Annotated in this window: 17 protein-coding genes; 9 read left to right on the top strand and 8 right to left on the bottom strand. The window is 61.2% G+C overall.

Annotated features, from left to right (window positions below; translation table 11 throughout):
• Together BFE01S_RS40135 and BFE01S_RS25355 are read left to right on the top strand one after the other, a co-directional pair.
• Nucleotides 1-758: ABC transporter permease subunit (locus BFE01S_RS40135; protein ID WP_042338529.1), on the top strand; the 758-nt coding region annotated here is incomplete at its 5' end.
• Nucleotides 759-812: 54 nt separating this feature from the next.
• On the top strand, nucleotides 813-2396 hold the full coding sequence (locus BFE01S_RS25355; protein WP_028227917.1) for a DUF3138 family protein: 1584 nt from the start codon (nucleotides 813-815) through the stop codon (nucleotides 2394-2396).
• A gap of 177 nt (nucleotides 2397-2573) precedes the next feature.
• Here BFE01S_RS25355 and BFE01S_RS25350 read toward each other — a convergent pair whose 3' ends face one another.
• From BFE01S_RS25350 to BFE01S_RS25340, 3 genes are all read right to left on the bottom strand, one after another.
• Nucleotides 2574-3668, bottom strand: a complete 1095-nt coding sequence (locus tag BFE01S_RS25350) for a polyamine ABC transporter substrate-binding protein (RefSeq protein ID WP_084170145.1) — start codon at nucleotides 3666-3668, stop codon at nucleotides 2574-2576.
• Between the two features lie 339 nt (nucleotides 3669-4007).
• Nucleotides 4008-5102, bottom strand: a complete 1095-nt coding sequence (locus BFE01S_RS25345; RefSeq protein WP_028227915.1) for a polyamine ABC transporter substrate-binding protein — start codon at nucleotides 5100-5102, stop codon at nucleotides 4008-4010.
• A 116-nt stretch (nucleotides 5103-5218) separates the two neighbouring features.
• Nucleotides 5219-6415, bottom strand: coding sequence for a serine hydrolase domain-containing protein (locus BFE01S_RS25340; protein ID WP_042338521.1), 1197 nt, complete (start codon nucleotides 6413-6415; stop codon nucleotides 5219-5221).
• Between the two features lie 206 nt (nucleotides 6416-6621).
• Here BFE01S_RS25340 and BFE01S_RS40130 point away from each other — a divergent pair, with 206 nt between their 5' ends.
• The 3 genes from BFE01S_RS40130 to BFE01S_RS25325 all read left to right on the top strand — a co-directional run bounded on the left by BFE01S_RS40130 (nucleotide 6622) and on the right by BFE01S_RS25325 (nucleotide 10176).
• On the top strand, nucleotides 6622-7443 hold the full coding sequence (locus tag BFE01S_RS40130; RefSeq protein ID WP_052420982.1) for a helix-turn-helix transcriptional regulator: 822 nt from the start codon (nucleotides 6622-6624) through the stop codon (nucleotides 7441-7443).
• A gap of 165 nt (nucleotides 7444-7608) precedes the next feature.
• Nucleotides 7609-9234: an amidohydrolase gene (locus tag BFE01S_RS25330; protein WP_028227913.1), complete on the top strand. Its 1626-nt coding sequence runs from the start codon at nucleotides 7609-7611 to the stop codon at nucleotides 9232-9234.
• 126 nt (nucleotides 9235-9360) lie between these two features.
• On the top strand, nucleotides 9361-10176 hold the full coding sequence (locus BFE01S_RS25325; protein ID WP_028227912.1) for a carbon-nitrogen hydrolase family protein: 816 nt from the start codon (nucleotides 9361-9363) through the stop codon (nucleotides 10174-10176).
• Between the two features lie 409 nt (nucleotides 10177-10585).
• On the opposite strand, the gene BFE01S_RS40125 is transcribed toward BFE01S_RS25325, so the two are convergent.
• The 5 genes from BFE01S_RS40125 to BFE01S_RS25295 all read right to left on the bottom strand — a co-directional run bounded on the left by BFE01S_RS40125 (nucleotide 10586) and on the right by BFE01S_RS25295 (nucleotide 17194).
• Nucleotides 10586-12232 carry a methyl-accepting chemotaxis protein gene (locus BFE01S_RS40125; RefSeq protein ID WP_042338517.1) on the bottom strand — a complete coding sequence of 549 codons (1647 nt, stop codon included), beginning with the start codon at nucleotides 12230-12232 and terminating at the stop codon, nucleotides 10586-10588.
• A 258-nt stretch (nucleotides 12233-12490) separates the two neighbouring features.
• Entirely contained in the window at nucleotides 12491-13603 is a 1113-nt protein-coding gene (locus tag BFE01S_RS43355) for a helix-turn-helix domain-containing protein (protein ID WP_084170144.1), read from the bottom strand.
• A gap of 46 nt (nucleotides 13604-13649) precedes the next feature.
• Nucleotides 13650-14777, bottom strand: coding sequence for an NAD(P)-dependent alcohol dehydrogenase (locus BFE01S_RS25305; RefSeq protein ID WP_028227909.1), 1128 nt, complete (start codon nucleotides 14775-14777; stop codon nucleotides 13650-13652).
• A gap of 18 nt (nucleotides 14778-14795) precedes the next feature.
• The gene (locus BFE01S_RS25300; protein ID WP_028227908.1) at nucleotides 14796-16259 is read right to left on the bottom strand and encodes a benzaldehyde dehydrogenase; all 1464 of its coding nucleotides are present in this window, start codon (nucleotides 16257-16259) and stop codon (nucleotides 14796-14798) included.
• Nucleotides 16260-16315: 56 nt separating this feature from the next.
• Nucleotides 16316-17194 (bottom strand): alpha/beta hydrolase, encoded by an 879-nt coding sequence (locus BFE01S_RS25295; RefSeq protein WP_245621193.1) that lies wholly within the window; start codon nucleotides 17192-17194, stop codon nucleotides 16316-16318.
• A gap of 588 nt (nucleotides 17195-17782) precedes the next feature.
• Here BFE01S_RS25295 and BFE01S_RS25290 point away from each other — a divergent pair.
• From BFE01S_RS25290 to frc, 4 genes are all read left to right on the top strand, one after another.
• Nucleotides 17783-19372: a GMC family oxidoreductase gene (locus BFE01S_RS25290; protein ID WP_042338515.1), complete on the top strand. Its 1590-nt coding sequence runs from the start codon at nucleotides 17783-17785 to the stop codon at nucleotides 19370-19372.
• Nucleotides 19373-19815: 443 nt separating this feature from the next.
• On the top strand, nucleotides 19816-20784 hold the full coding sequence (locus tag BFE01S_RS25285) for a transporter (RefSeq protein ID WP_084170143.1): 969 nt from the start codon (nucleotides 19816-19818) through the stop codon (nucleotides 20782-20784).
• A 104-nt stretch (nucleotides 20785-20888) separates the two neighbouring features.
• Entirely contained in the window at nucleotides 20889-21305 is a 417-nt protein-coding gene (locus tag BFE01S_RS43350) for a DUF3331 domain-containing protein (protein ID WP_084170142.1), read from the top strand.
• A 337-nt stretch (nucleotides 21306-21642) separates the two neighbouring features.
• Complete coding sequence (frc, locus tag BFE01S_RS25280) at nucleotides 21643-22893, top strand: formyl-CoA transferase (RefSeq protein WP_028227904.1); 1251 nt, start codon at nucleotides 21643-21645, stop codon at nucleotides 22891-22893.
• Nucleotides 22894-22908 lie beyond the last annotated feature (15 nt).

Raw genomic sequence — 22908 nt, 5'->3', positions numbered from 1 at the left:
GCGCCGTGCTGCACGACGCCGAGTTGCTCACCGGTGCCTGGCTCTCGCTGAAAATCGCCTTGCTGACGGCATTTTCTTCGGTCGTGATCGGCACCTGGGCGGGCTATGTGCTGGCGCGCCTGGGCCGCTTCAGAGGCTTCACGTTCTTCACGGCGATGATCAACGCGCCGCTCGTGATTCCCGAAGTGATCATGGGCATCTCCATGCTGCTGCTGTTCGTGGCCATGGAGCAGGTGTTCGGCTGGCCGGCCGGACGCGGGTTCGTAACGATCTGGATCGGCCACGTGATGCTGTGCGTCTCGTACGTGGCGATCATCGTGCAGTCGCGGGTGAAGGAGCTGAACAAGTCGCTCGAGGAAGCCGCGCTCGATCTCGGCGCCACGCCGCTCAAGGTGTTCTTCGTGATCGTGCTGCCGTTGATCTCACAGGCACTGGTTTCGGGCTGGCTGCTTTCGTTCACGGTATCGATCGACGACCTGATTCTTTCGGCGTTCCTGTCCGGCCCCGGTTCGACCACGCTGCCGCTCGTCGTCTATTCGCGCGTGCGCCTGGGCCTGAATCCCGAAATGAACGCGCTCGCCACGATCTTCATCTGCCTCGTCACCACCGGGGTGGTCGGCGTGAACCTCTGGATGCAGGTGCGCGAAAAGAAGCGCTTGCTCGACATACACCATGCGTTCACGGCCGAGGTAGAGGAAACGGCCACGACGCCGACCGCAGGGCGCACGACGAAGGCGTTCGGTCCGCTCAAGGCTTAAAGGAAGTCCACTTCACTACGCGCTTCGCAATACGACCAATCAGGAGAACATAGAATGCGGAAAAAGCTTGTCTGTCTCATGGTGGCGGGGGCTCTGCCCGGCCTCGCTTTTGCCGACACCACCAGCGACGAGATCCAGTCTCTGGAGGCGCAGCTCCACGCGCTGCAAAAGGAAGTGAAGCAACTGCGTGCGCAGCAGACGGCCGCCGCGTCAGGCAAGAGCGCCGCTCCCGCTGCCGCGGCGCCGGCCGCGCAGCCGGCGGTCGCGGATGCGTCCTCGCCGGACTACGGCAACGCACCGGCCCATCTGACCAACGACGAAGTGGATCAGATGAAGCAGCAGATTTCCAACCAGCAACTCAAGGTGGACTCGCTTACCGACGCGGCCACCACGGGTCCGATTGCGGGTCTTTCGATCACCGGCTATCTGGACCCCACGTATCTCTACAATCGCGATCTCGGCAGCTCCTCGTTTCTGTTCGCGAACCACGAGAACCTCTACCAGTACTACAACAGCTCGTTCGGCGACCTGTATCTCGACATCAAGAAGACCTTCGGTGTTGGCCCGCTCGCGCCGTCCGCGGAAATCACGCTGATGCCGAACCGCGGCAACGGTATCACGCAGCTGATGACCGAGCATGGCAGCAGCAGTTCCAACATCCTGAACACCGCGGTCATCACCGTGCCGTTCTCGATGACGACCTCCGTGGTCGCCGGCCTCATGCCCAGCTTCGGCGGCTACGAGGTGCAGCAGTCCAGCCAGATGCTCACGCTCACGCACGGTCTGCTGTACGACTTCTCGGATCCGGGCAGTTACGTGGGTGTGGGTCTGAATTACATGGGCGAGGGCAGCAACTGGGCGTGGAAGTTCATGCTCGGCAACGAGCAGTTCCGCACGGCGGGCGCGCAGCTCCAGACCGGCACCAACGCGCTGGGCGATCCGGTCACCACCAGCAACAAGGTGCCGACCTTCACGGCGCGCGTGGATTACACGTGGTCGGGTGCGCTCGACATCGGCGGCTCGTTCAATATCGGGCGCCAGTCGCTCGTGCAGGGCGTCGACGGGAACGGCAGTCCGCTGCCGGGCGTCTACGGTCCGGGTGGCCAGGCATCGAATCCGTTCGGGACGTTCTTCTTCGGCGAAACCGACCTGACCTACCAGACCGCCGACCTCCAGTACAACGCGGAACTCGACTACGGCCAGCAGGGGCACGCGGCGTATAACGGCGGGACCGCGCAGTGGTACGGCCTGTCGCTGCTCGCGAACCGCAAGTTCCACCTGCCGGGCCTTGGCCGCATGGGCGTGACGGCGCGCTACGACGTGCTGGCCAACCAGAAGAACGGCGGCGGCGCGAGCAGCATCGTGCTGAACGGCAATGGCATGGATCCGTACAACGGCTGGGGTATCGGCGCGAGCTGCCTGGAAGCGTCGAAGGCGAACGGCGGTTACGGCTTCGAGTGCAAGGGCGCGGTGCGCCAGGACGTGGCGCTCGATCTGCTGTTCTATCCGACGCAGCAGCTCACCATCAAGATGGAATACCGTCACGACTGGTCGACGCAGGATACGTTCCTGCGCAGCGACGGCTCGTACAGCAAGTCCAACGATATCCTGGGTACGCAGCTCATCTATTCGTTCTGAGCGAAGGTGTGACGTTGGCGGGCCGGTCTGTACGACGGTCCGCCTTTTTTTGCGTTGGTCTTCTCTTTCAACACGCCCATCAGTCATCTGCCGGGCGCCGCACAAAAAAACATGCCCGGCGGCCCTCGTCAGGTCCGCCGGGCAAAACCGGCGGCTGAGCCGCCGGAGAGGAGATCCTCAGTCCGTCTTCAGCTTCGCCCAGAGACGGTTCTGCAGACGCATGAGCTCGGCCGGCATCGGCTTGCTCACGAACATCTTGCGGTAGACCTCGGGTGGCGGGAACACCGCCGGATCGGTCAGCACGTTAGCCTGCACGAGCGCCTTCGCCGACGGCACCGCGGAAGGATACGACGTGTAGTTCGTCAGATTGGCCGCTTCCTGTGCGGAGATGACGAAGTTGATGAACTTCATGGCATTCTCGGGATGCGGTGCGTCCTTCGGAATCGCCATCATGTCGAACCACAGCGCCGTGCCCTCGTCCGGAATCACGTACTTGATGTGGTAGGACTTGTTTGCCTTCTCTGCCGCGATGCGTGCCGAATTCACGTCGCCGGACCAACCGAGCGCAAGGCAGATGTCGCCGCCCGCGAGGTCGTTGATGTAGCTCCAGCTGTTGAACTGCGTGATGTACGGGCGGATGCCCTTGAGCAGTTCATAGGCGTCCTGATAGTCCTTGGGATTGGTCGTATTGGGATCTTTCTTCAGATAGAAGAGGGCCATGCCGAACGCGTCGAGCGGGGAGTCGAGCACGGAGATGCCGCAGCCCTTCAGTTTCTGCGCGTATTTCGGGTCGAACAGCAGCGCCCAGCTATTCAGCGGCGCGTCGTTGCCGAGCGCCGCCTTGACCTTCTCGACGTTGATGCCGAGGCCGTCGCTGCCCCACGACCACGGAATGCCGTACTGGTTGCCAGGGTCGTCCTGCCGGAGGATTTTCATGATCTCGGGATCGAGCAGGCCGTAGTTCGGAATCTTCGACTTGTCGATCTTCTGGAAGATGCCGGCCTGCATCTGGCGGGCCCAGTACATGTCGGAGGGCACCACGACGTCGTAGCCCGAGTTGCCGGACAGGAGTTTGGCCTGCAGCGTGTCGTTCGAATCGAACTCCTGATAAACCACCTTGATGCCCGTGGCCTTCTCGAAGTTGGCAATGGTGTCCTTGCCGATCGAGTTGCCCCAGTTGTAGACGTTGACGATCTGCTCGTCTGCCCGGGCTGCGGGCATGGTTTGCCAGGCAACGCCGGCGAGCGCCAGCGCAACGCAGATCGCCTTCATTCTCCCCTTGATGCTCCTCTTCACTTGCTGTTCCTCCGTAGTTTCATGGGCCATCCAGTCAGGACAGCCTGGTTTGGGTTACGAAAAATGTAGCTGGAGCAAAAAGGCCGGTCTGCCCCCCCGGTGGCAGGGCAGAGGTCATCGCGTTGCATCCTTGCGATTAGCCTGCGAGATAATGAACGATGGCTTCGAAGCAGGGCCCGGCGAACGAGGAGGAGCGGGAGGCGGGGAGAGGGGTGTGCTAAAAAGACATGCCCGGCAGCCCCGGGCAGCCTCCCCCCAGGTCTGCCGGGCATCAGTGGTTTCAGGCAGGCGCCAGCGCCGCCGGAGAAGCGTGCGTCAGTCGGTCTTCAGCTTCGCCCACAGACGGTTCTGCAGGCGCGTGATTTCCGTCGTCATCGGCTTGCTCACGAACATCTTGCGGTAGACCTCGGGCGGCGGGAACACCGCCGTATCGGCCATCACCTCAGGGCGCACCAGCGGCTTCGAGGTGGGCACTGCCGTGGGATACGACGTGTAGTTCGTCAGATTCGCGGCTTCCTGTGCGGAAATCACGAAGTTGATGAACTTCATGGCATTCTCGGGATGCGGCGCGTCCTTCGGAACGGCCATCATGTCGAACCACAGTGCCGTGCCTTCGTTCGGGATCACGTACTTGATGTGGTAGGGCCGCTTCGCCGCCTCTGCGGCCAGGCGTGCCGAGTTCACGTCCCCCGACCAGCCGAGTGCGATACAGATGTCGCCGCCCGCGAGGTCGTTGATGTAGCTGGCGCTGTTGAACTGCGTGATGTACGGGCGGATGTTCTTGAGCAGTTCATAAGCTGCCTGGTAGTCCGCAGGATTATTCGTGTTGGGGTCTTTCTTCAGGTAGAAGAGCGCCATGCCGAACGCGTCGACAGGCGAGTCGAGCATCGAAACGCCGCAGCTCTTGAGCTTCTGGGCGTACTTCGGATCGAACAGCAGGGACCAGCTGTCGAGCGGCACGTTGTTGCCGAGCGCGGCCTTGACCTTCTCGACGTTGATGCCGAGGCCGTCGCTGCCCCACGACCACGGAATGCCGTACTGATTACCCGGATCTTCCTGCGAGATGATCTTCATGATGGTCGGGTCGAGCAGCCCATAGTTCGGGATCTTCGACTTGTCGATCTTCTGGAAGATACCGGCCTGCATCTGGCGGGCCCAGTACATGTCGGAGGGCACTACGACGTCGTAGCCCGAGTTGCCGGACAAAAGCTTGGCCTGCAGCGTGTCGTTCGAATCGAACTCCTGATAAACCACCTTGATGCCCGTCGCTTTCTCGAAGTTGGCGATGGTGTCCTTGCCGATCGAGTTGCCCCAGTTGTAGACGTTGACCACCTGGTCTTCCGCCCGGGCCGCAGGCATGGTCTGCCATGCGACGCCCGCCAGCGCGAGCGCGGCGCAGACGGCCTTCATCCTGCTTGCGATATTCCTGTTCACTTGCCTTTCTCCATGGTTTTATGGGGCCGTCCTGTGCGGACGACATGATTCGTGTTGCGAAAATATAGCTTGAGAAAACGGTCGCGTTGCGTTCAATCTGCGAGATGCCGCACGATGGCCCGGTAGGCGGCGAGCGCCGCGGCGTCCGCTGCGTCGTCCACGGGCAGCGGCTGCGACGAGAGCCTGACGATGACGACGCCGGAGGCCGGATCGATGTAGATCCACTGCCCATGGATGCCGATGGCCATATACGGGCTGCCCGCCTCGCCGGTGACGTACCACTTGCTGCGATAGTGCGCGCCGGGCAGGAAATCGGCCCACGTCGAGCGTTTCCATGCGTCGCGGCTGCCGTTGCCGAGCACGTCGTCGATCCACCAGCCGGGCACCACCTGGCGGCCGTTCGCCACGCCGCGGCAGCGCATCATTTCCGCGAAGCGCGCAAGGTCGCCCAGCGTCGCGCACAGGCCTGCGGCGGCGCGCGGCGCGCCGAGGCGGTCGAGTGCCATCCATGCCTCGTGGTGCGCGCCGAGCGGCGCCCAGATGTATTGCGAGAGCAGTGCGTCGATCGGCTGCGATGCGGCGCGCTCCAGCACCCAGCCCAGGGCGTCGGTGGTCGGCGAGTTGTAGTGGAAGACCTCGCCGTGCGCGCGCTCGCCGCGCTGCAACTCCATGAGGAAACGCCTCAGGTCGATCGGGTCGCTTTCGATGGCCGGGTTCCAGCCCATTGCGCGGCGATAGCGCAGGAAATTGCCGCGCGTGTCGAGATAGTCCTCGGCGAAGTCGATGCTGACCGTCATGTCGAGCAGATGGCGCATGGTCGCACCGTCGAACGCGCTGCGGCGCAGTTCGGGCAGATAGTCCGTGACGGGCGCATCGACGTCCAGCATGCCCCGATCGGCGAGCACGCCCGCCAGCAGACCGACGACCGATTTCGTGACCGAGAAGATCAGATGCGGGCTATCCGGCGTGAGGCCGTGGTCGTAGCGTTCGGCGACAATCGTGCCGTGCTGCATGACGAGAAAGCCGTCCGTGCTCGTCTCCCGCAGCATTCGGTCGATGGACCAGGTCTCGCCGGCCGGCGTTTCGAACGGGAGCGTGCCGAGATCGATCATGCATCCTGGACGGGCCTGAACCGCGCGATCCGGGTAGGACGCACCCGGGATGGCCGCGGTGGGCAGCAGGCGGCGGACGTTGCGGAATGCCCACTGGCTGTGCGGGGCGGTGCGCCAGTTGGCGAGGGTGACCTGGTGTTCTGCGGGCACGGGCGCGCCGCACATGATGCGTGACATCGGCAATCTTCCTGTGGTTCGAAATGCGGCTCACTATAGAGACGCCCCAGGGGAACGGTCTGCCCCCCCGCGCAGGGGGCAAGGCTGCTTTGGCTCCCACGCGGCAAGGGGGTGCCGGTACCATGCGCACGGGTCGCTGAATACGGTGCGGCAACGCGTCGGGGCGGCCTTTTTGCCCGTAACTCGACGACATGGTGCCTTCGACGATGAATCCCGCCGCCATTGCGCTGAGCCGTGCCGGCGACCTGATCGCCGCGCTCGGCAGCGCGCAGTTTCCCGGCCGTCTGTGGTGTTGGCTATGTGACGCGCTCGAACCGCACTCGTGCCACACGGTGGCGACGCGCTACCGGCGCCGCGCGCCGTCGCGATGCGTGGACGGCGTCGATCTGCTGTTTTTCGCGGGCGAGATCGATCCCGACGACACGCGCCACGCGCTCGATCTGTATCTGGGCGGCGACTGGCGCGCCGATACGATCCTGCCTTACGTGGAGCGTCTTACCGACCCTCAGATCGTATTTTCGAGCAACCATCACGTGAGCGAGGCCACCGCATACGGGCGTTATTTCACACAAGGCGAGCTCGGCGAGGAATGCACGCTGCTCGGCAGCGACTACGGCGAATACGTGTATGCGCTTTCCCTGTTCAGGCGCCGTGGCGAGCCTTCATTCACGCTAGACGAATTGAGCCGGATGCGCCAGTTGGGCGACTTCCTGTTGCCGCTCCTCGTGCAACATGCGCGGCTTGCGAGCGTCGCGCACCATTCGGCGCAGGCAACGCTCGCGCAACGTTTCGAGCAGCGGCTCGCCGGCGATGGCGTGGCGCTGTCGCAGCGCGAGCGGCTGGTGTGCTGCGCGCTGCTGGAAGGACGCCAGGTGGCACAGATCGCGCAGACGCTCGAGGTCGAACCCTGCAGCGTGCGGACCTATCTTGGCCGTGCGCTCGCCAAGCTCGGGGTGGCGAACCGGGCCGGCCTGTTCGCGTGGACCGCGGGCGGCGCAATCGTTGCCGGCACCACCGGCCCCGCGTAGAGCGAAGCTTGATCTGCCGCTTTTGGGTTTGTCCTCAAAACGAGGGCAGACCAAACGATTAGTGATCCATAGCATTGAGTCAATCCGCTCGATACGCCGGAATTGGCGGGCGAGCAGCCGGTGCGCCGCACCCGAACCCATGATTCCCACGATTGGAGGAGAAAAATGCAACACGCCGATGTCGTGTACCTGAACGGCACACTCTATACCGCCGACGTCAGCCGACGCTTTGCGCAAGCGCTGGCCGTTCACAACGGCAAGATCCTGGCCGTTGGCCGGAACGAGGAAGTCGCCGCACTGGCCGGACCGCGTACGCAGCGCGTCGATCTGCGCGGCGCGATGATGCTGCCGGGGCTCATCGACGGCCACGCGCATCCGCTCGAGGGCCACCTGATCCTTGGCGATTTCGACCTGTCGGGTATCAACGACCCGCAGGCCATTATCGCGCGCATCCGTGCCTGCGCAGAAGCCACGCCGAACGAACCGTGGGTCTATCTGGGCGGCGCGAATCTACCCGCGTTCGGTGCCTATCCGACGCGCCAGTTGCTCGACGAGATCGTGCCGGACCGTCCGCTGCTGGTCGTGAATTTCGACGTCCACAGCGGCTGCCTCAATTCGAAGGCGCTGGAGGTGCTGGGAATCACGAAGGACACGCCGGAGATGCAAGGCGGCGTTCACGAGCGCGATGCCGATGGCGCGCCTACGGGTGTCGTGCACGAAGCCGCGTTCTATCGCATCTGTTCGCGCATTCCGCAACTGAGCCCCGCGGGTTATCCGAAGGCGCTCGGCAAGGCGCACCGCATGGCTCATGGCTACGGCATCACAGGCTGGTTCGACGCGCGCGTCGAAAGGCCGGAACTGGATGCCTATGCAACGGCCCAGCGCGAGGGTACGCTCAAGGCCTATATGAGCGCGGGCCTGATGGCTAGTCCGCGCGGCAACGCGCGCGAGCAGATCGAACGCTTCGCTGCGTGGCGCAAGGAATTCGAGTGCGACACGCTGCGCCTGCACACGGTCAAGATATTCATCGATGGCGTTCCCGAGTCGAAGACCGCTGCGCTGCTCGAACCGTACGCGGGCACCGACGATTGCGGTCTCGCGCTGTGGACCCAGGAGGCGCTGAACGAAATCTCGCAACTGGCCGACGCGGCCGGTTTCGACCTGCACTTCCACACGCTGGCCGATCGCGCAGTGCGCATGGCGCTCGACGCGCTCGAATACGCGCAGCAGTGCAACGGATCGCGCGACCGCCGCGCGCAGTTTGCCCACTTGCAACTGGTCGATCCGGCCGACATGGGGCGCTTCCATCAACTGGGTGCGATCGCTAGCGTGCAGGCGCTCTGGGGCGCCGCGCGGCCCGAGCAGCAGCAGCTCTATGTCGATCTGTTTGGCCCGGAGCGCGCCGCGTGCAACTACCCGTTCCGCAGCCTGCGCAATGCGGGTGCGCTGCTCGCGGCCGGTTCGGACTGGTCGGTGACGACGATGGACCCGCTGCAGATCATCCAGACCGGCGTGACGCGCGTGCTCGTCGACGAACCCGGCGGTGCGCCGTGGAATCCGGACGAACGTCTCGATCTGCTCACGATGCTCGAGGCCTATACGATCAACGCGGCGTATGCCCTGCGCTTCGACGATTGCACCGGGTCGCTCGAAGCAGGCAAGGATGCGAGCTTCACGATTCTCGACCGCAATCCGCTGCTGCATCCGGTGGAGCAGCTCACGCAGACCCGGATCGTTCAAACGTGCTTCCGGGGCGAAGTCGTTCATGCGGAGCCTGGCTGGGCTAACTGAAAAGACGCCGGGATAATCAATCGACGCGGATATTAAAGCCGGCGCGCAACATCATACTGGAACGCGCCTTTGGGCAAGGCCACGTGAGTAGTGGCCAACGTTCCGCCAACCCAACCAGGTCCATCCATGAAGATCGAAATCGTACAGTTGGCCGGCCGCGACGGCGACACGGCCTTTAACCTGAACCGCGCGAAGCAGGCCATTTCGGCATGCGCTGCCGATACCGACATTGTCCTGTTTCCCGAAGCGCATCTCACCGGCTTTCTCGAAGTCGGGCAGCTTGCATCGCATGCCGAGCCGATCGACGGCCCCAGCGTGAGCGCGATTCGTGCCGCGGCGCGCGAGCGCAATGTTGCCGTGGTCACGGGTCTCATCGAAAACGACGGGAGCAAGTTCTACAACACGACGGTGTTCGTCACGCCGGACGGCGTGGCGCTCAGCTATCGCAAGACGCATCTGTGGGTGGCGGAGCACGGTGTCGTGCTGCCCGGCGACCGGTTCGCCACGGTCGAATGGCGCGGTGTGCGCCTCGGCCTCCTGATCTGCTACGACATCGAATTTGCCGAGAGCGCCCGGGCAACGGTCGAGCTGGGCGCGCAATTGCTGCTGGTGACGAACGGCAACATGGAGCCGTTCGGCCAGGTGCATCGCACGGCGATCATGGCGCGTGCACAGGAGAACCAGGTTTTCGCGGTGATGGCGAACCGGGTGCGCGAAGGTGCCGGCGACCTGACATTCGCAGGCGGCAGCGCGGCAGTGGACCCGTTCGGGCGGCTGATTTTCGAAGCAGGGCGCGAAGAAAGCCACCACACCATCGAGCTGGATTTCGGCCAGATTCCAGCAGCGCGCACGCTCTACGACTATGGCCGCGATCAGCGTCTGTCGCTTTCGGGCCAACGCATCGAGCATGCGGATGGGCGCCGCGAGCTGCTGATTCCCTGAGCAGTTGTTCAGGTGGCCCGGCGCGGGCAGCCTGCCGCGCCGGACATCGCTCGGGTCGGCCGGTCTTGAGCTTGGCCCGGAGACGGTTTTCCAGACGCATCAGTTCCGCCGATGCCGGTTTGCTGACCAGGGCGATACGGGTGACACGGTTGCGTCGGGGTACGGCGGGTGATCGACTTAGCCGGCCAATATCACCGCCGATTGGGGCGTGCCGCTCACGACTGGAAGACAGCGATGAACCAATTCGCCATCCTCTACTCGGACCGATTCACTCGGCCATCCGTGTAAATCTCAACCCCGCCTTGAACACGGAAATTCCGACACCCCCTGAAAAACCATCAAAGCCTTATGGGGCAACGGTTCAAGTCCGGTCGCCACTTTGCGGCTTGGCTTGGGAGATCCGGGTTGTTCATGGGCGACTATTTGCTCGACCTGCTGGAAGGGCTGCCGTTGTCGAAAAACCGTCCATTCCCGATACCTGTGCGCTGGAATCCAGCCGGAAGAACGACACTGCCTGGTTCAACTGCCGCCCCTGGTTTTCGAGTGATTTCGACGCAGCGGCCGCTTCCTCCACCAGCGCGGCATTCTGCTGCGTGACTTCGTCCATCTGTGTGATCGCCTGATTGACCTGCTCGATACCCCGGCTCTGTTCGGTCGATGCGGAAGCGATTTCACCCATGATGTCAGTGACGCGAGCCACCGCCTGTGTGACCTCCGCCATCGTTTTTCCGGCCTCATTCGCAAGCGACGAACCTTCCTGGATTTTTTGCACGGAGGCGTCGATCAGATCCTTGATTTCCTTCGCAGCACTGGACGAACGCTGGGCGAGACTGCGCACCTCGCTTGCGACCACGGCAAATCCGCGCCCCTGCTCTCCAGCGCGGGCCGCTTCCACGGCAGCATTCAGCGCCAGGATATTCGTCTGGAAAGCAATACCTTCAATGATCCCGGTGATCTCGGCAATCTTGCTGGAACTTGCATTGATATCGCCCATCGTATCGACCACGCGACTGACGACCTGATTGCCCCTTCCTGCTACTTCGGACGCATTCGCGGAGAGTGAGCTTGCCTGCTGCGCGTTCTCGGCGTTCTGCCTTACCGTCGAGGTCAGTTCTTCCATGCTCGCGGCAGTTTCCTGCAGAGACGCAGCCTGCTGCTCCGTGCGCGAGGAAAGATCCACGTTGCCTGAAGCAATCTGGCTCGAACCAGTGGCGATGCCATCCGCGGAAGTGCGAACCTGACCAATCAGGCTAACGAGGCTCGCCTGCATTTCACTCATCGATGCGAGCACGCTGCCGGCAGGTGCGCTTTTGGCGCCCCGCACCGGGCTCAGATCTCCGCTCGCCACACGTTGGGTCACTTCTCCCAATTCGGCCGGCTCGGCGCCGAGTGCCCGCAACAGGCCTCGCGTAATGACGATGCCGGCCAGCACCGCGATCGCAACCGCGACAAGGCAGAAGGCAATCAACAGGTTCCGTTGAGCGGTAAACTGGTCGCGCGACTCCTGCACCATCTGCGCCGCATACTGACGGCTGAAATCCTGATAGTCGTTGGATGCCTTGATCAGCGTCGACAGTAGCGGCCTGCATTTCGTGTCAATTTCAGCAATCGCCGCATCGCGCTGATTGCTCAGGGCCAGCCGATCGATGTCCAGGGCCACTGGGCGGTAGAGTGCTTCGATTCGCGGAAGCTCAGCCGCCAGACTACGCCCCCTGTCGCTCATGTCGGACGCGCTGGCCACCATTGCATTGAACTTCTCGAGGTTGGACTCGACGCGTCGTTCCGCATCAGTGACCGCAGCCTTCTCCTGTTCGACATCGGCGGGTGTGCTGACGAGTACAAGGTTACGCACCGCCATCGCACGATCGTCGACCGCCGTACGCACTGCTTCAGCCATATCGGCACGTGCATTGATGCCACTGATATAGCCGGCAAATCGGTTGTGCGCTTCATTCAGTTCTATGAGCGACAGTCCGGAAACGACCAGCACGATAACCGCCAGTATTCCAAACGCTCCCGTGAGCTTTGCTTTCACCGGCAGTTGGCTCAGATTCATATTTTCTACTCCAGGGGATAATAAAGCCGGACAATAGGGAAAAATCCTCTTGACGTCCAGTAACCAAAAGACAATTGCGGCGATACAGACAGACTCGCCAGAACGTGCCTGGCGCGACACGTATACCCGACCGATGCGCGTTTCCGCCGCAGGGAACGGGCGCGTATCTCCGGTGACTGAGGGGTATGTCGCCGGGAACCGGGAGCTGCCGGGCTCAGGGACATGGAGCGTGGTTTGCCGCTACGGTATCGGCTCGGCTTACTGGACAGGCAGACCGCGCATTTTCTTGTAAAGCGTGGTACGGGAGATGCCAAGTTCGCGTGCGGTGGCGGAGATGTTTCCGTTGTTGGCATGCAGTGCCTTTGCGACTGCCTGTAATGTTTGTTCGCGCAATGCCGGGTGTTTGGGGGCAGGCCAGCAAAGCGGCCGTGTACCCTGTGCGACGCGGAGGAGATCCACGAATGCGGTTGTGCCGTCGCGCAACGGAACATATTGACCAGTTCCCGGCTTCAATAGCCGTCGGCGTTGAACCACGCGGGCCTCGGCAAACATCTCGTCAATGTGCAGGCCAGGCTCGATGCCCGAAGCTGGCAGTCCCAACATCCTCCTTGCAATGCGATTGGCCGCGCGTAGCTGACCTTCGGCGTTGATTGCCAGCAATCCCTGCATCGGTGATTCAGCCCAGCGCGGATCGTGGCGCAGGCGAAGCAGATGGCAATGTTGCAAGCCGGATATCAGTCTGTTTTCTGCGGCCAGCGCGGCCTGCCGGAAATGTGCCAGCAGGAGTCCAGGGTTCCGCTCTCCGACACCGGTAATATCCAATGCCCCGATCAGTTCGCCCTCCAGTCCATGCAGCGGGACAGACAGACAGAACACGGTGTCGAATTCGCTCAGGTAATGCTGACTACCATGCACCACGATCGGTCGCCCCTCGGCCAGCGCGCAACTCGGGGCTGTAGTGCCAATATCTGATTCCTGAATGCGACGGCCGACCTGAATCGGTTGCAGCAAGCCGCAGCGGCCGTCCTGGTTCCTGTACTGATGTACGATTACACGGTCGGGATTGACGCAGAATACGGTCCATTGCGGGCCACCGAAGGCCGTCCAGAGCTGTTCCATTTCGGCCCGAACGCATTGCACGAGCTGACGGTCATTCGGGTGTGCACGGGGATTGCCCGGTGGCTGCAAGGCCTCATAGTTCGGCGAACTCCACGGTTTGAGTCCCGCCGTGCGAGAGCGCTCCCAGGAGCGCGCCAGGCTACCCGGCAGAAGATGCTCTGGAAGCGTGTCACCTTCCGCAAAGCGCATGCGGGCATCGTCTAGTTGCTGCAGCTGCAGCTGCAGCTGCGGACGCGGCGCTTCCGTTGACATGCGAAATCCCTCTCGACGACGCTGCCGGGTGTGCTCGAAGCTGGGGTCAGCCAGCGATCCTGAGGATCGGTTTGAGCGTGATACCCTGGGCGCTATCCTCGGCGGCTTGGTTGATCTGTTCCAGCGTGTAAAATTTCACCAGCCTGTCGAACGGGAACCGGCCCTGCTGGTAGAGCTGTACCAGTTGTGGGATGAACACCTGTGGCACGCTGTCGCCTTCGACGATACCACGGATGCTGCGCCCGCCTAACAGCAGGTTGTTGACGTCGAATTCGGCCCTGGTGCCCAGTTTTGGGGCGCCAACCACGCCAATCGTGCCCAATCCGCCGAGGGCTTCAATCGCTGCCGACAGGACCTGCGGGAGGCCGGTCGATTCGAGCGCGAAGTCGGCACCGCCGCCCGTGACAGAGCGCACGGCCTCGGTCACATCCCCGTCGCGGCTGTTAATCGTGTGGGTCGCACCCAGTTCCCTGGCCAGTTCGAGCCGTGAGGGCACCACGTCGATGGCGACGATAGTCGTCGCTCCGGCCACACGGGCAGCCATGACCGCACTCAACCCGACAGCGCCTGCACCCCAGGCCACGAAGCTGCTGCCGGGGCGTACTTTCAGCGAGTTGATGACGGCGCCCGCACCTGTCTGGATACCGCAGCCCAGTGGCCCGAGCAGTTCCAGCGGGGCGTCGGCCGGAACCTTGATTGCATTGTTTTCCCGCGCAATCGCATAGGTCGCGAACGACGATTGGCAAAAAAAATGATCGTGCAGCGGCTTGCCCTCCGGGGTTTGCAGTGCGGTGTGGCCGTCTGTACCAACGCCGCCAAAGTTGAGTGGGTAAAAATGCTGGCAGTAGGCTTCGTGGCCACTGGCGCATGGGTTGCAGTGGCCACAGGCGCCGTAGGTCAGCACTACATGGTCACCCACCTTGAGGTTCTTCACGTCGGGACCGAGCGATTCGACCACGCCGGCACCCTCGTGACCGAGGACGGCGGGGAGCGGCACCGGGTAATACTGGTCGCGCACGATCAGGTCTGTGTGACACAGGCCGGTGGCAACGACGCGCACCAGCACCTCGTTCCCGCGCGGCCCGCGAATGCGTGCCGGTTCGATACGGAAGGGTTGCCCGGGGGCTTGCGCAACAGCCACAGTGACGTCACGCAATTCGGCGGTTGGGTTCATGTGTGTCTCCTGATTTGTCTAGATGGGATAGGCGGGTGCTTCTCCCTTGACGGTGAGCCATTGCCACTGGGTGAATTCTTCCCAGTTGGCAGGCCCTCCGATGCTGGAGCCATTGCCGGAGGCGCCGACGCCGCCGAACGGGTTGATCACTTCATCGTTGACGGTCTGATCGTTGATATGAAGCAGGCCGGTACGCAGACGTTCACCCAGCCGTAGCGCGCGGCCGACATTGCTGGAAATGATTGCCATCGACAGGCCGTACTCGGTGTCGTTGGCGAGACGGATTGCATCCTCGTCTGTATCGAATGGCACAACGACGGCGACAGGGCCGAATATCTCTTCGTGGAAGGCCGGGTTGTCCGGGCCGACGTGGCTGAGTACGGTCGGCTCGAAGAACAGGTCGCGGTAGCCGCCACCGGTTTCCACCGTTGCGCCGGCTGCTCTGGCCTGATCGACCACTCTGGCTGCGTGGTCACGCTGGGCTGCGTTGATCAGGGGCCCGATTGCGACGTTTTCGTTCGCAGGATTCCCAACTTCGAGGCTGCGGGCCTTGGCTGTAAGCTTTGCCAGGAACTGTTCATAGATGCCGCGCTGTACGAGCACCCGCCCGGATGACATGCAGATTTGACCCTGGTGCAGGTAGACGCCCCAGGCGGTGTTGGCGATCGCCAGGTCGAGATCGGCGTCGTCGAGCACGATGAGCGAGTTTTTACCGCCGAGTTCGAGGGAAACCTTCTTCAGATGCCGGCTCGCGGCTTCGCCGACCTTGCGTCCAGCACCAGTGGATCCCGTGAACTGGATCATTGCCACGTTCGGATCGGTGGTGAGCGCCGCGCCTGCTGCGCCATCGCCCGGTAATACCTGCAACACTCCGGCGGGTAGGCCAGCCAGCTCGAACAGGCGTGCAATCACGAAACCGCCGCAGACAGCCGTACGTGGGTCCGGCTTGAGTATTACGGCGTTACCGAGCGCCAAGGCCGGAGCGACCGCCCGCATTGCAAGGTACAGGGGGAAGTTGAACGGCGAAATCACGCCGACTACACCGAGCGGACGGCGTCGTGCGAGGCTCAGCCGGCCGGGGGATGATGGCAATACCTCGCCCTGGCTTCGGGATGGTAGCGTGGCGGCTTCGTGTAACGCCTTGGTGTTGACCGATGCCTCGAAGCCAGCTTTCAGCCGGGTCGAACCACTCTCGCGTATCAGCCAGTAGATGATCTCGTCGGCGTACTGCTCAGCGAGCCGTGCAGCTTCGCGTAGAACCTGGGCACGCTGTCCGTAAGGGGCTGCTGCCCACTCGCGTTGTGACTGGGCCGCGGCGGCCGCTGCGGCGCCAATCTGCTCGGGGCTGGCCATTCCCACGCAGCCGAGCGTCTGGCCAGTGGCGGGTTCAATCACGTCGGCGGTACGATCGGCAGGTGTCCAGCGACCGGTGAACAGCGCACCGTGCCAGAAATTGCCTTGCAGGAATGTGTTGTCACTCATCGTATTTCTCATTTCCCTCGAGTTGTGTTGTGGTGCCGTGGATGCTGACGACCTGTTCAGGCGAGGTGGTCACACAGGAACGCCCCTGCGTGCTCAATAGCTTGCGCCGCAGCAGGCAGGACGCCAGCCATCTCGATGAAGCCGTGGACCATACCTGGGACCTCGACATATTCGACAGGTACCCCCGCGGCCCGAAGCGCGTCGCGATAGAAACGGCTGTCATCGCGCAGTACGTCGCATTCGCCGGCGAAAATCAGGGCCGGTGGTAGTCCGTGCAAGTCGGATGCGCGCAATGGCGATAGTCTTGGGTCTGCGGCGTCGAAGCTGGCTACGAATGGATCAGCAAGCGCATGCATCAGTTCTAGTGTCAGAGGAGGGACCGCGCCGTTCTCGCGTCTCGAAGGAAAGTCCTGCGAGGCTGGCGAAAGGTCGGTGGATGGGTAGAACAGCACCTGCGCCCGCAACGTGACTTCGCTGCCACGCAACTGCTGACATGCCACCGCAGACAGGCTGCCTCCGGCGCTGTCGCCGGCCACGGCGATCCGCTCAGGGGCAAGGCGCAATTCCACAGCATGCGCGACTAGCCAGCGGATCGCGGCCAGCACGTCTTCCGGGCCGGCGGGCGCGGGATGTTCCGGTGCCAGCCGATATCCAACGCCGATTACCGCACAGCCCGCCGCGCGTGCCAGGCGGCGGCAGATCTTGTCGTGGGTGTCGAGGTCGCCCATCGACCAGCCGCCTCCATGAAGGTAGACGGTTGCGGCATGGGGGGCGACGCCGCTCTGACTGGGCACATACAGACGCAACGGAATCAACCCGTCAGGTCCGTCAGCCTGAAGTTCACGCACTTCGCTTACCGGGATCGTTTCCCCGCCAAATTGCGCGCCGATCTGTCCGTAGGCCTTGCGCATCTGCGGGAGCGGCAGTGACTCCAATGGTGGACTCCCGCTAGCGGACATGGCCGCAAGTAGCTCGCGCACATCGGGCGCGAGACGGGAGGGATCAAGAGGGGCTGTCCGCACAGGTTGTCTCCACTGGCAAATTGGATCGCTTCTTATTAGTCTAGGGCTAGCATGAGTGTTTGTGCCATCGGTCATGAGTAGTCATGCAGCAGTTTATTGTTTTCAAATGATTTATTTTTATAGCCATTGTTCAGTTACTGAACAGGTGGCGGATTATTTCGAATAGTGAGATGGTGTATATAAGGAATGCAGATGATTTAGCCGTTATGGCTGGCTTTACTTTCCGAAATTAGTGCGTCAAGATGAGCCTCTCGTTTCAAACCGGATGCCAGGTGTGCGGCCCTCTGAGGCACGTTGAATGCCGGTTGTTCTCGATACCGTATGGCAGCCGGGCGGACCATCGTCGGAAGTGAGCAACGGGGTCAATCTGTGCACCATGGTGTAGTGGGACACCGTTTCGGTCTAAGGGGACAAGGCTTGATCGTACGGATGCCTGCGGCGACGTAATATGCAAGATTTATCCATTTTTTCGAAAATCAAAAATCAATAATCAGGATTACTATGCAAGATAAATTCGACGTGATTGTGTTGGGCGGTGGAGCTGCGGGGTGCGTGGTTGCGAGTTACGTTGCAGAGCACACCAGCGCATCCATCGTATTGATAGAAGCCGGAGATATCGACAGCGACCCGTTCATCCATATTCCCGCCGGCTTTGCAAATATCCTTCAGCATGACCGGCATGTATGGAAAGATGACACGGTTCCCCAGCACGGCACGGTGCGCGCGTACCGCTCGGCAAAGGTCCTGGGCGGAGGCTCGTCGATCAATGCGATGTGCTACGTGCGCGGCCAGCCGCGCGATTATGCGCGGTGGCAGGAAGCAGTGGGGGACACCGGGCAGTGGTCCTTCGTGGATCTGCTTCCGCACTTCATCGCACAGGAGCACAACGATACTTTCCATAACGAATATCATGGTGTGGGTGGTGGCTTGTCGGTTCAGTTGCCGAAGGGTATTAACGAACTGAATCAATATTGCCTGAAGGCTTTCCAGGAATACGGACTCTCGTATAACCCTGACTACAACGGAAAGTATCAGCTTGGCGTCTCCCCGGTTCAGTCCACGGTCGGTAATCAGAGACGTTGCAGTGCTGCGGACGCGTATTTGCGCCCGCATCTGGAGTCAGGCCGCATTACCTTGATGGTGAACACGACTGCAACCCGGGTACTCATCGAGAACGGGAAGGCGGTTGGCGTTGAATATCTGAGTGGCAACTCCACCGGGCGTGTGCTTGCGGATCAGGTCATTGTCTCGGCCGGCGCGACGCATTCGCCGAAAATTCTGATGCACTCTGGTGTCGGTCCGGCGGCGCAGCTCGGCCAGCATGGGATCGATGTGAAGGTGGATTCGCCCGAGGTAGGCGAAAATCTGCAAGACCACCCGATCATCCCCGTTCGGGCCTTCGTGAAGGGCACGCTCGGCTATCAGGCCAGTGCACACGGTCTTGGCACAATCAAGGCCGGGGTCCGGTATTTCGTCACCAAGGACGGCCCGGCATCCGGGAACGGAATTGAGACCGTTTCGTACTGGGATCCGACTGATCTCACGGCCGAGCCAACCATCCAGTGCTACCACGTGCCGATAATATCCGAAGACGGCCTGAGTCCCACGGGTACCCGATCGGGTGTCACATTCGAGCTGGTCGTCCTGCAGCCGAGAAGCCGCGGCTGGGTGAGGCTCTCCGACGGCAATCCCACATCAATGCCGCAGATCCACCCGAATTTTGTCGGCGATCCTTGGGATCTTGAGACTGCCATTGGTTCGGTGAAGGCCATCCGTGAAGTAATGGCCCAGGAGTCACTGAGTCATGTCATCGAGGAAGAGGTTGAGCCGGGGTCCAGCAACAGCACCGACGAACAGTTGGCGGAATGGGTCAAGCGTGTGGCCACAACCATGTGGCACCCGGTTGGCACGTGCCGGATGGGCAGGGACGACAGGGCTGTTGTCGATGCCCGCCTGCGGGTCAATGGGGTTGATAACCTGAGGGTCATCGACGCCTCGATCATGCCGAATATCGTCAGCGGTAATACCAACGCCCCGACACAGGCACTCGCGCGCCACGGCGCTGCCATGTTTGTGGACGATCTCAAATAAGCCGAAGGTCAGCCGTCCGGTAGTTCGCTATCAAGCTGCGTACCAGAAGACAGCGATTGTTCAGCGGCGCAGTAGATTTCATGTTTCGCTGATCTTTCTCTGGACTACCGGATGCCACGGTATCTTGCAGCGCAGGCGGTTTCATCCGCACAGAAGGTGTCCGGGCAAGACGGCATCGTCACGCTGCTGTTGCAGCGCATCGCTTTGCGGGATTATGCCAGTCATTGCTCGCCAGAAGCGGTGATGCCTTGTCTCGCACGCAAGTTTTTGTGCCGATGTAAAAAACGGGCGGGCTGGCTTTTCATGGTCTGGCAACCCGGAGCAACGGGGAGGTGCAGAGACCGTCGACTCGCTGAAACAACACTTCGCCGCGACGCCGGGGCACGGTCCCTGGAGAGGGCGCGCGGCATGCTGATCAGGCAACGCAACATCACGAGGAGAGAATGGGAGAAGACCAGACATGTGTGAGCCATGGAAACCAGGTGGTGTGGCAGCACAGACGGCTCGAATCAGGAAGCCGGAGCAAACCACTGGTCGAAATTCGCGCGGGCCTCGCGGGAGCATTGTTCGTGGCGGTTCTCTGTATGTCCCCACGCCTTGCACACGCGATCAATGTGGATGCTGGCGACTATAATCCGTTGCCGCCGGGCGCTGACGTAGGGCTGCTCTATTATGAGCACTCTCGAGCGGACCAGATAAATTCGAGCGGAGAACGGGTCTCGGGAGGTGACATTGTCTCCGACGTGGGCATCGCGCGTTTCATTCATTTTATGGACGTCGACGGATTCACGGTAGACCCCCAGATTCTGCTTCCCTTTGGACGGGCGCAGGGGCGGTCCTCGTTGTCCTCGCTCGGGCAAACCACTGCGGTCGGGGATGCGATCTTTGCAGCCACCGTTTGGTTGATAAACCGGCCGGCTTCGCAGACGTACTTTGGGTTGACACCGTTTATTTACGCACCGACTGGAAACTATCACCCTGGCCGGGAGCTCGACTTTGGGGAGCACCGCTGGAAATTCGCATTGCAAGCAGGTTTTACTACGGCCCTGACACCCCACATTCTGGTTGATCTGACCGCCGACGCGACGGTGTTTACACCGAACAACGACTACGGAGTGTCAGGCGGGAGTCTGCGGGAGTCACCACTCTTTCAGACGCAGGCATGGTTGCGTTATCAACTGATCAGCACACTGGATATTCGCGCGGGCTTTTCATACGTATTGGGTGGCACGACAACGGTCAACGGCGTATCACAGTCAAACCGGCAATCTACGCCGTCGTGGCTGGTTGGTGCTGCATGGTTTCCGGCAAAGAACTGGCAACTGATGGCACTTTACGGGCGTCAGACATCCACTGAAAATGGGCCGCTCACCACTCAGCAAATTAATTTTCGGCTATTGAAAGTTTTTTAATCACGAATACGCGCCAAGAAGCAGCACCGTTCGCAATGTTCTGAAGCGCGCGTAGCCACGCGCTTGGGAGCCTTGCGAACAACGATTGATTGGGGAGCGCAGCAATGGAAGAGTCTGAAACCGACAAAGTGTGGGCCTATACCGTCGACTTGCTGCTGCAGATTTCATTTTGGGACCTTTGCCTTGATAAACCGGCCCGATCACTTCGCAAATCGGTCGGGGCCCGGTTGATTTCCGATCTTAAGGTGTCGCCACTTCCCGAGCAGGCCGCAAATCTTGAGATCGTTGAACGCTATTCCAGTTCTGCGATTGCGATTAGTTGGCGCGATGCGACTTCTGGCTCCTATGGCGAGCAGAAGTGGAAACTCACTATCGCACGTGGTCGCGCCATCTGCGCGTTAAGTGGCGCGCAGATCCGTCGGGGCGACCTGGTCTTCCGACCATCAGTGCGAGGCCGCAAGCCAGCAAATGCCGGCTGGGTGATCCTTGCTTCAACGATTGATCAAGCAAGCCAGAAGTGAACCTTCGTCCAGCCCCACAAGCTCACGAGATGGCGGCACGTCATGTTGTTGATGATCGGGTATAGCCCGCTTGACGGATTCATGTGCGCTCACACCCCGCACTGGACCTGTTCGAGTAATGCAGTGTTCGAGAATTGGGGTTGATAGTCCCGTTCCACCATGCCCCTTTCGCTGACGAAAGGTCGGAACAGCGCCTACGTTGCCAAGTAATGTTTCATAACGTGATCAGCGAACGAAAAGTCGCCAGGCCGCCAGCTTTTGATCTGGATCAACGCTGCTATTTTTCAGAAGATGCTTAATTGAAGAAACGATTTTTACTCTTTCAGAGGATTGAGCGATGGAATTCCCACTTGGCGGTATCAAGGTTATCGATTTCACAGGCGTACAGGCGGGGCCGGCCTGTACTCAAATGCTCGCGTGGTTCGGGGCCGATGTCCTGAAAATCGAACTCCCCGGAAAGGGCGATGTGACCCGTCAGCAACTGCGCGACATCCCGGATAAGGACGGCCTGTACTTCACGATGCTCAATTCGAACAAGCGTTCGCTGGAGCTCAATACCAAGACGCCTGAGGGCAAAGAGATCCTGACCAAACTGCTAAAGCAGGCGGACATCCTCGTTGAAAACTTCGCACCGGGCGCGCTTGAGCGCATGGGTTTTGGTTGGGAGCACGTGCACCAGTTGAACCCGCGGTTGATCTATGGGACCGTGAAGGGCTTTCCTGAAAACTCCCCCTACGGTGATCTGAAGACCTACGAAGATATTGCACAGGCAGCAGGAGGTGCGGCCTCAACGACCGGGCTGGTCGAAGGCTCGCCGCTCATGTCGGGCGCCGCACTGGGGGATTCCAATACGGGTATGCACCTGCTTATCGGTCTTCTTGCTGCGTTGCTACATCGCGAGAAGACGGGTGAAGGCCAGAAAGTCTACATGTCGATGCAGGACGCCGTACTGAACCTGTGCCGTGTGAAGATTCGCGACCAACAGCGGCTGGAGCGTAACGGCGAACTGACTGAATACCCGCAATATCCGCACAAGCCGTTCGGCGATACGGTCCCCCGGGGAGAAAACGCGTCGGGTTCGGGCGTTCCCGGCTGGATGCTCAAGTGCAAGAACTGGAAGACCGATCCTAACGACTACGTTTATGTGATTTTTCAGCCTTGGGGCTGGGAGAATGTATGTAACGTGATTGGAAAGCCGGAATGGATCACAGATCCAAAGTTCGCGACACCTGAGGCCCGCATTCCACATCTGTTTGATGTCTATGCGGCCGTTGAGGCCTGGACGATCGACAAGGACAAGCATGAGGTCGTCGAAATCATGCGCAAGTACGAGATCCCTTGCGGGCCTGTGTTGACGACCAAAGAGTTGCTGCATGACGAATCGCTGCGCGCCAACGGCTCCATAGTTGCCGTCGAGCATAAGGAGCGTGGAACCTATTACACCGTCGGGTGCCCGCCAAAGTTCTCGGCTTTCACGCCGACCATCACGGCATCACCGCTCCTGGGCGAGCACAACGAGGCAGTTCTGACTGAGCTGGGGTATTCGAAAGATCAGATCGCGGGTTTCAGGGAAAAAAAGGTGATCTGATCTTTCGCGGCATTG

Origin of the sequence: Paraburkholderia ferrariae NBRC 106233 (assembly GCF_000685035.1) — a bacterium.
In the GTDB taxonomy this organism is placed as follows: Bacteria; Pseudomonadota; Gammaproteobacteria; order Burkholderiales; family Burkholderiaceae; genus Paraburkholderia; species Paraburkholderia ferrariae.
The sequence above is the reverse complement of the archived record's forward strand: the minus strand, read 5'-3'. Positions and strand labels throughout refer to the sequence as shown.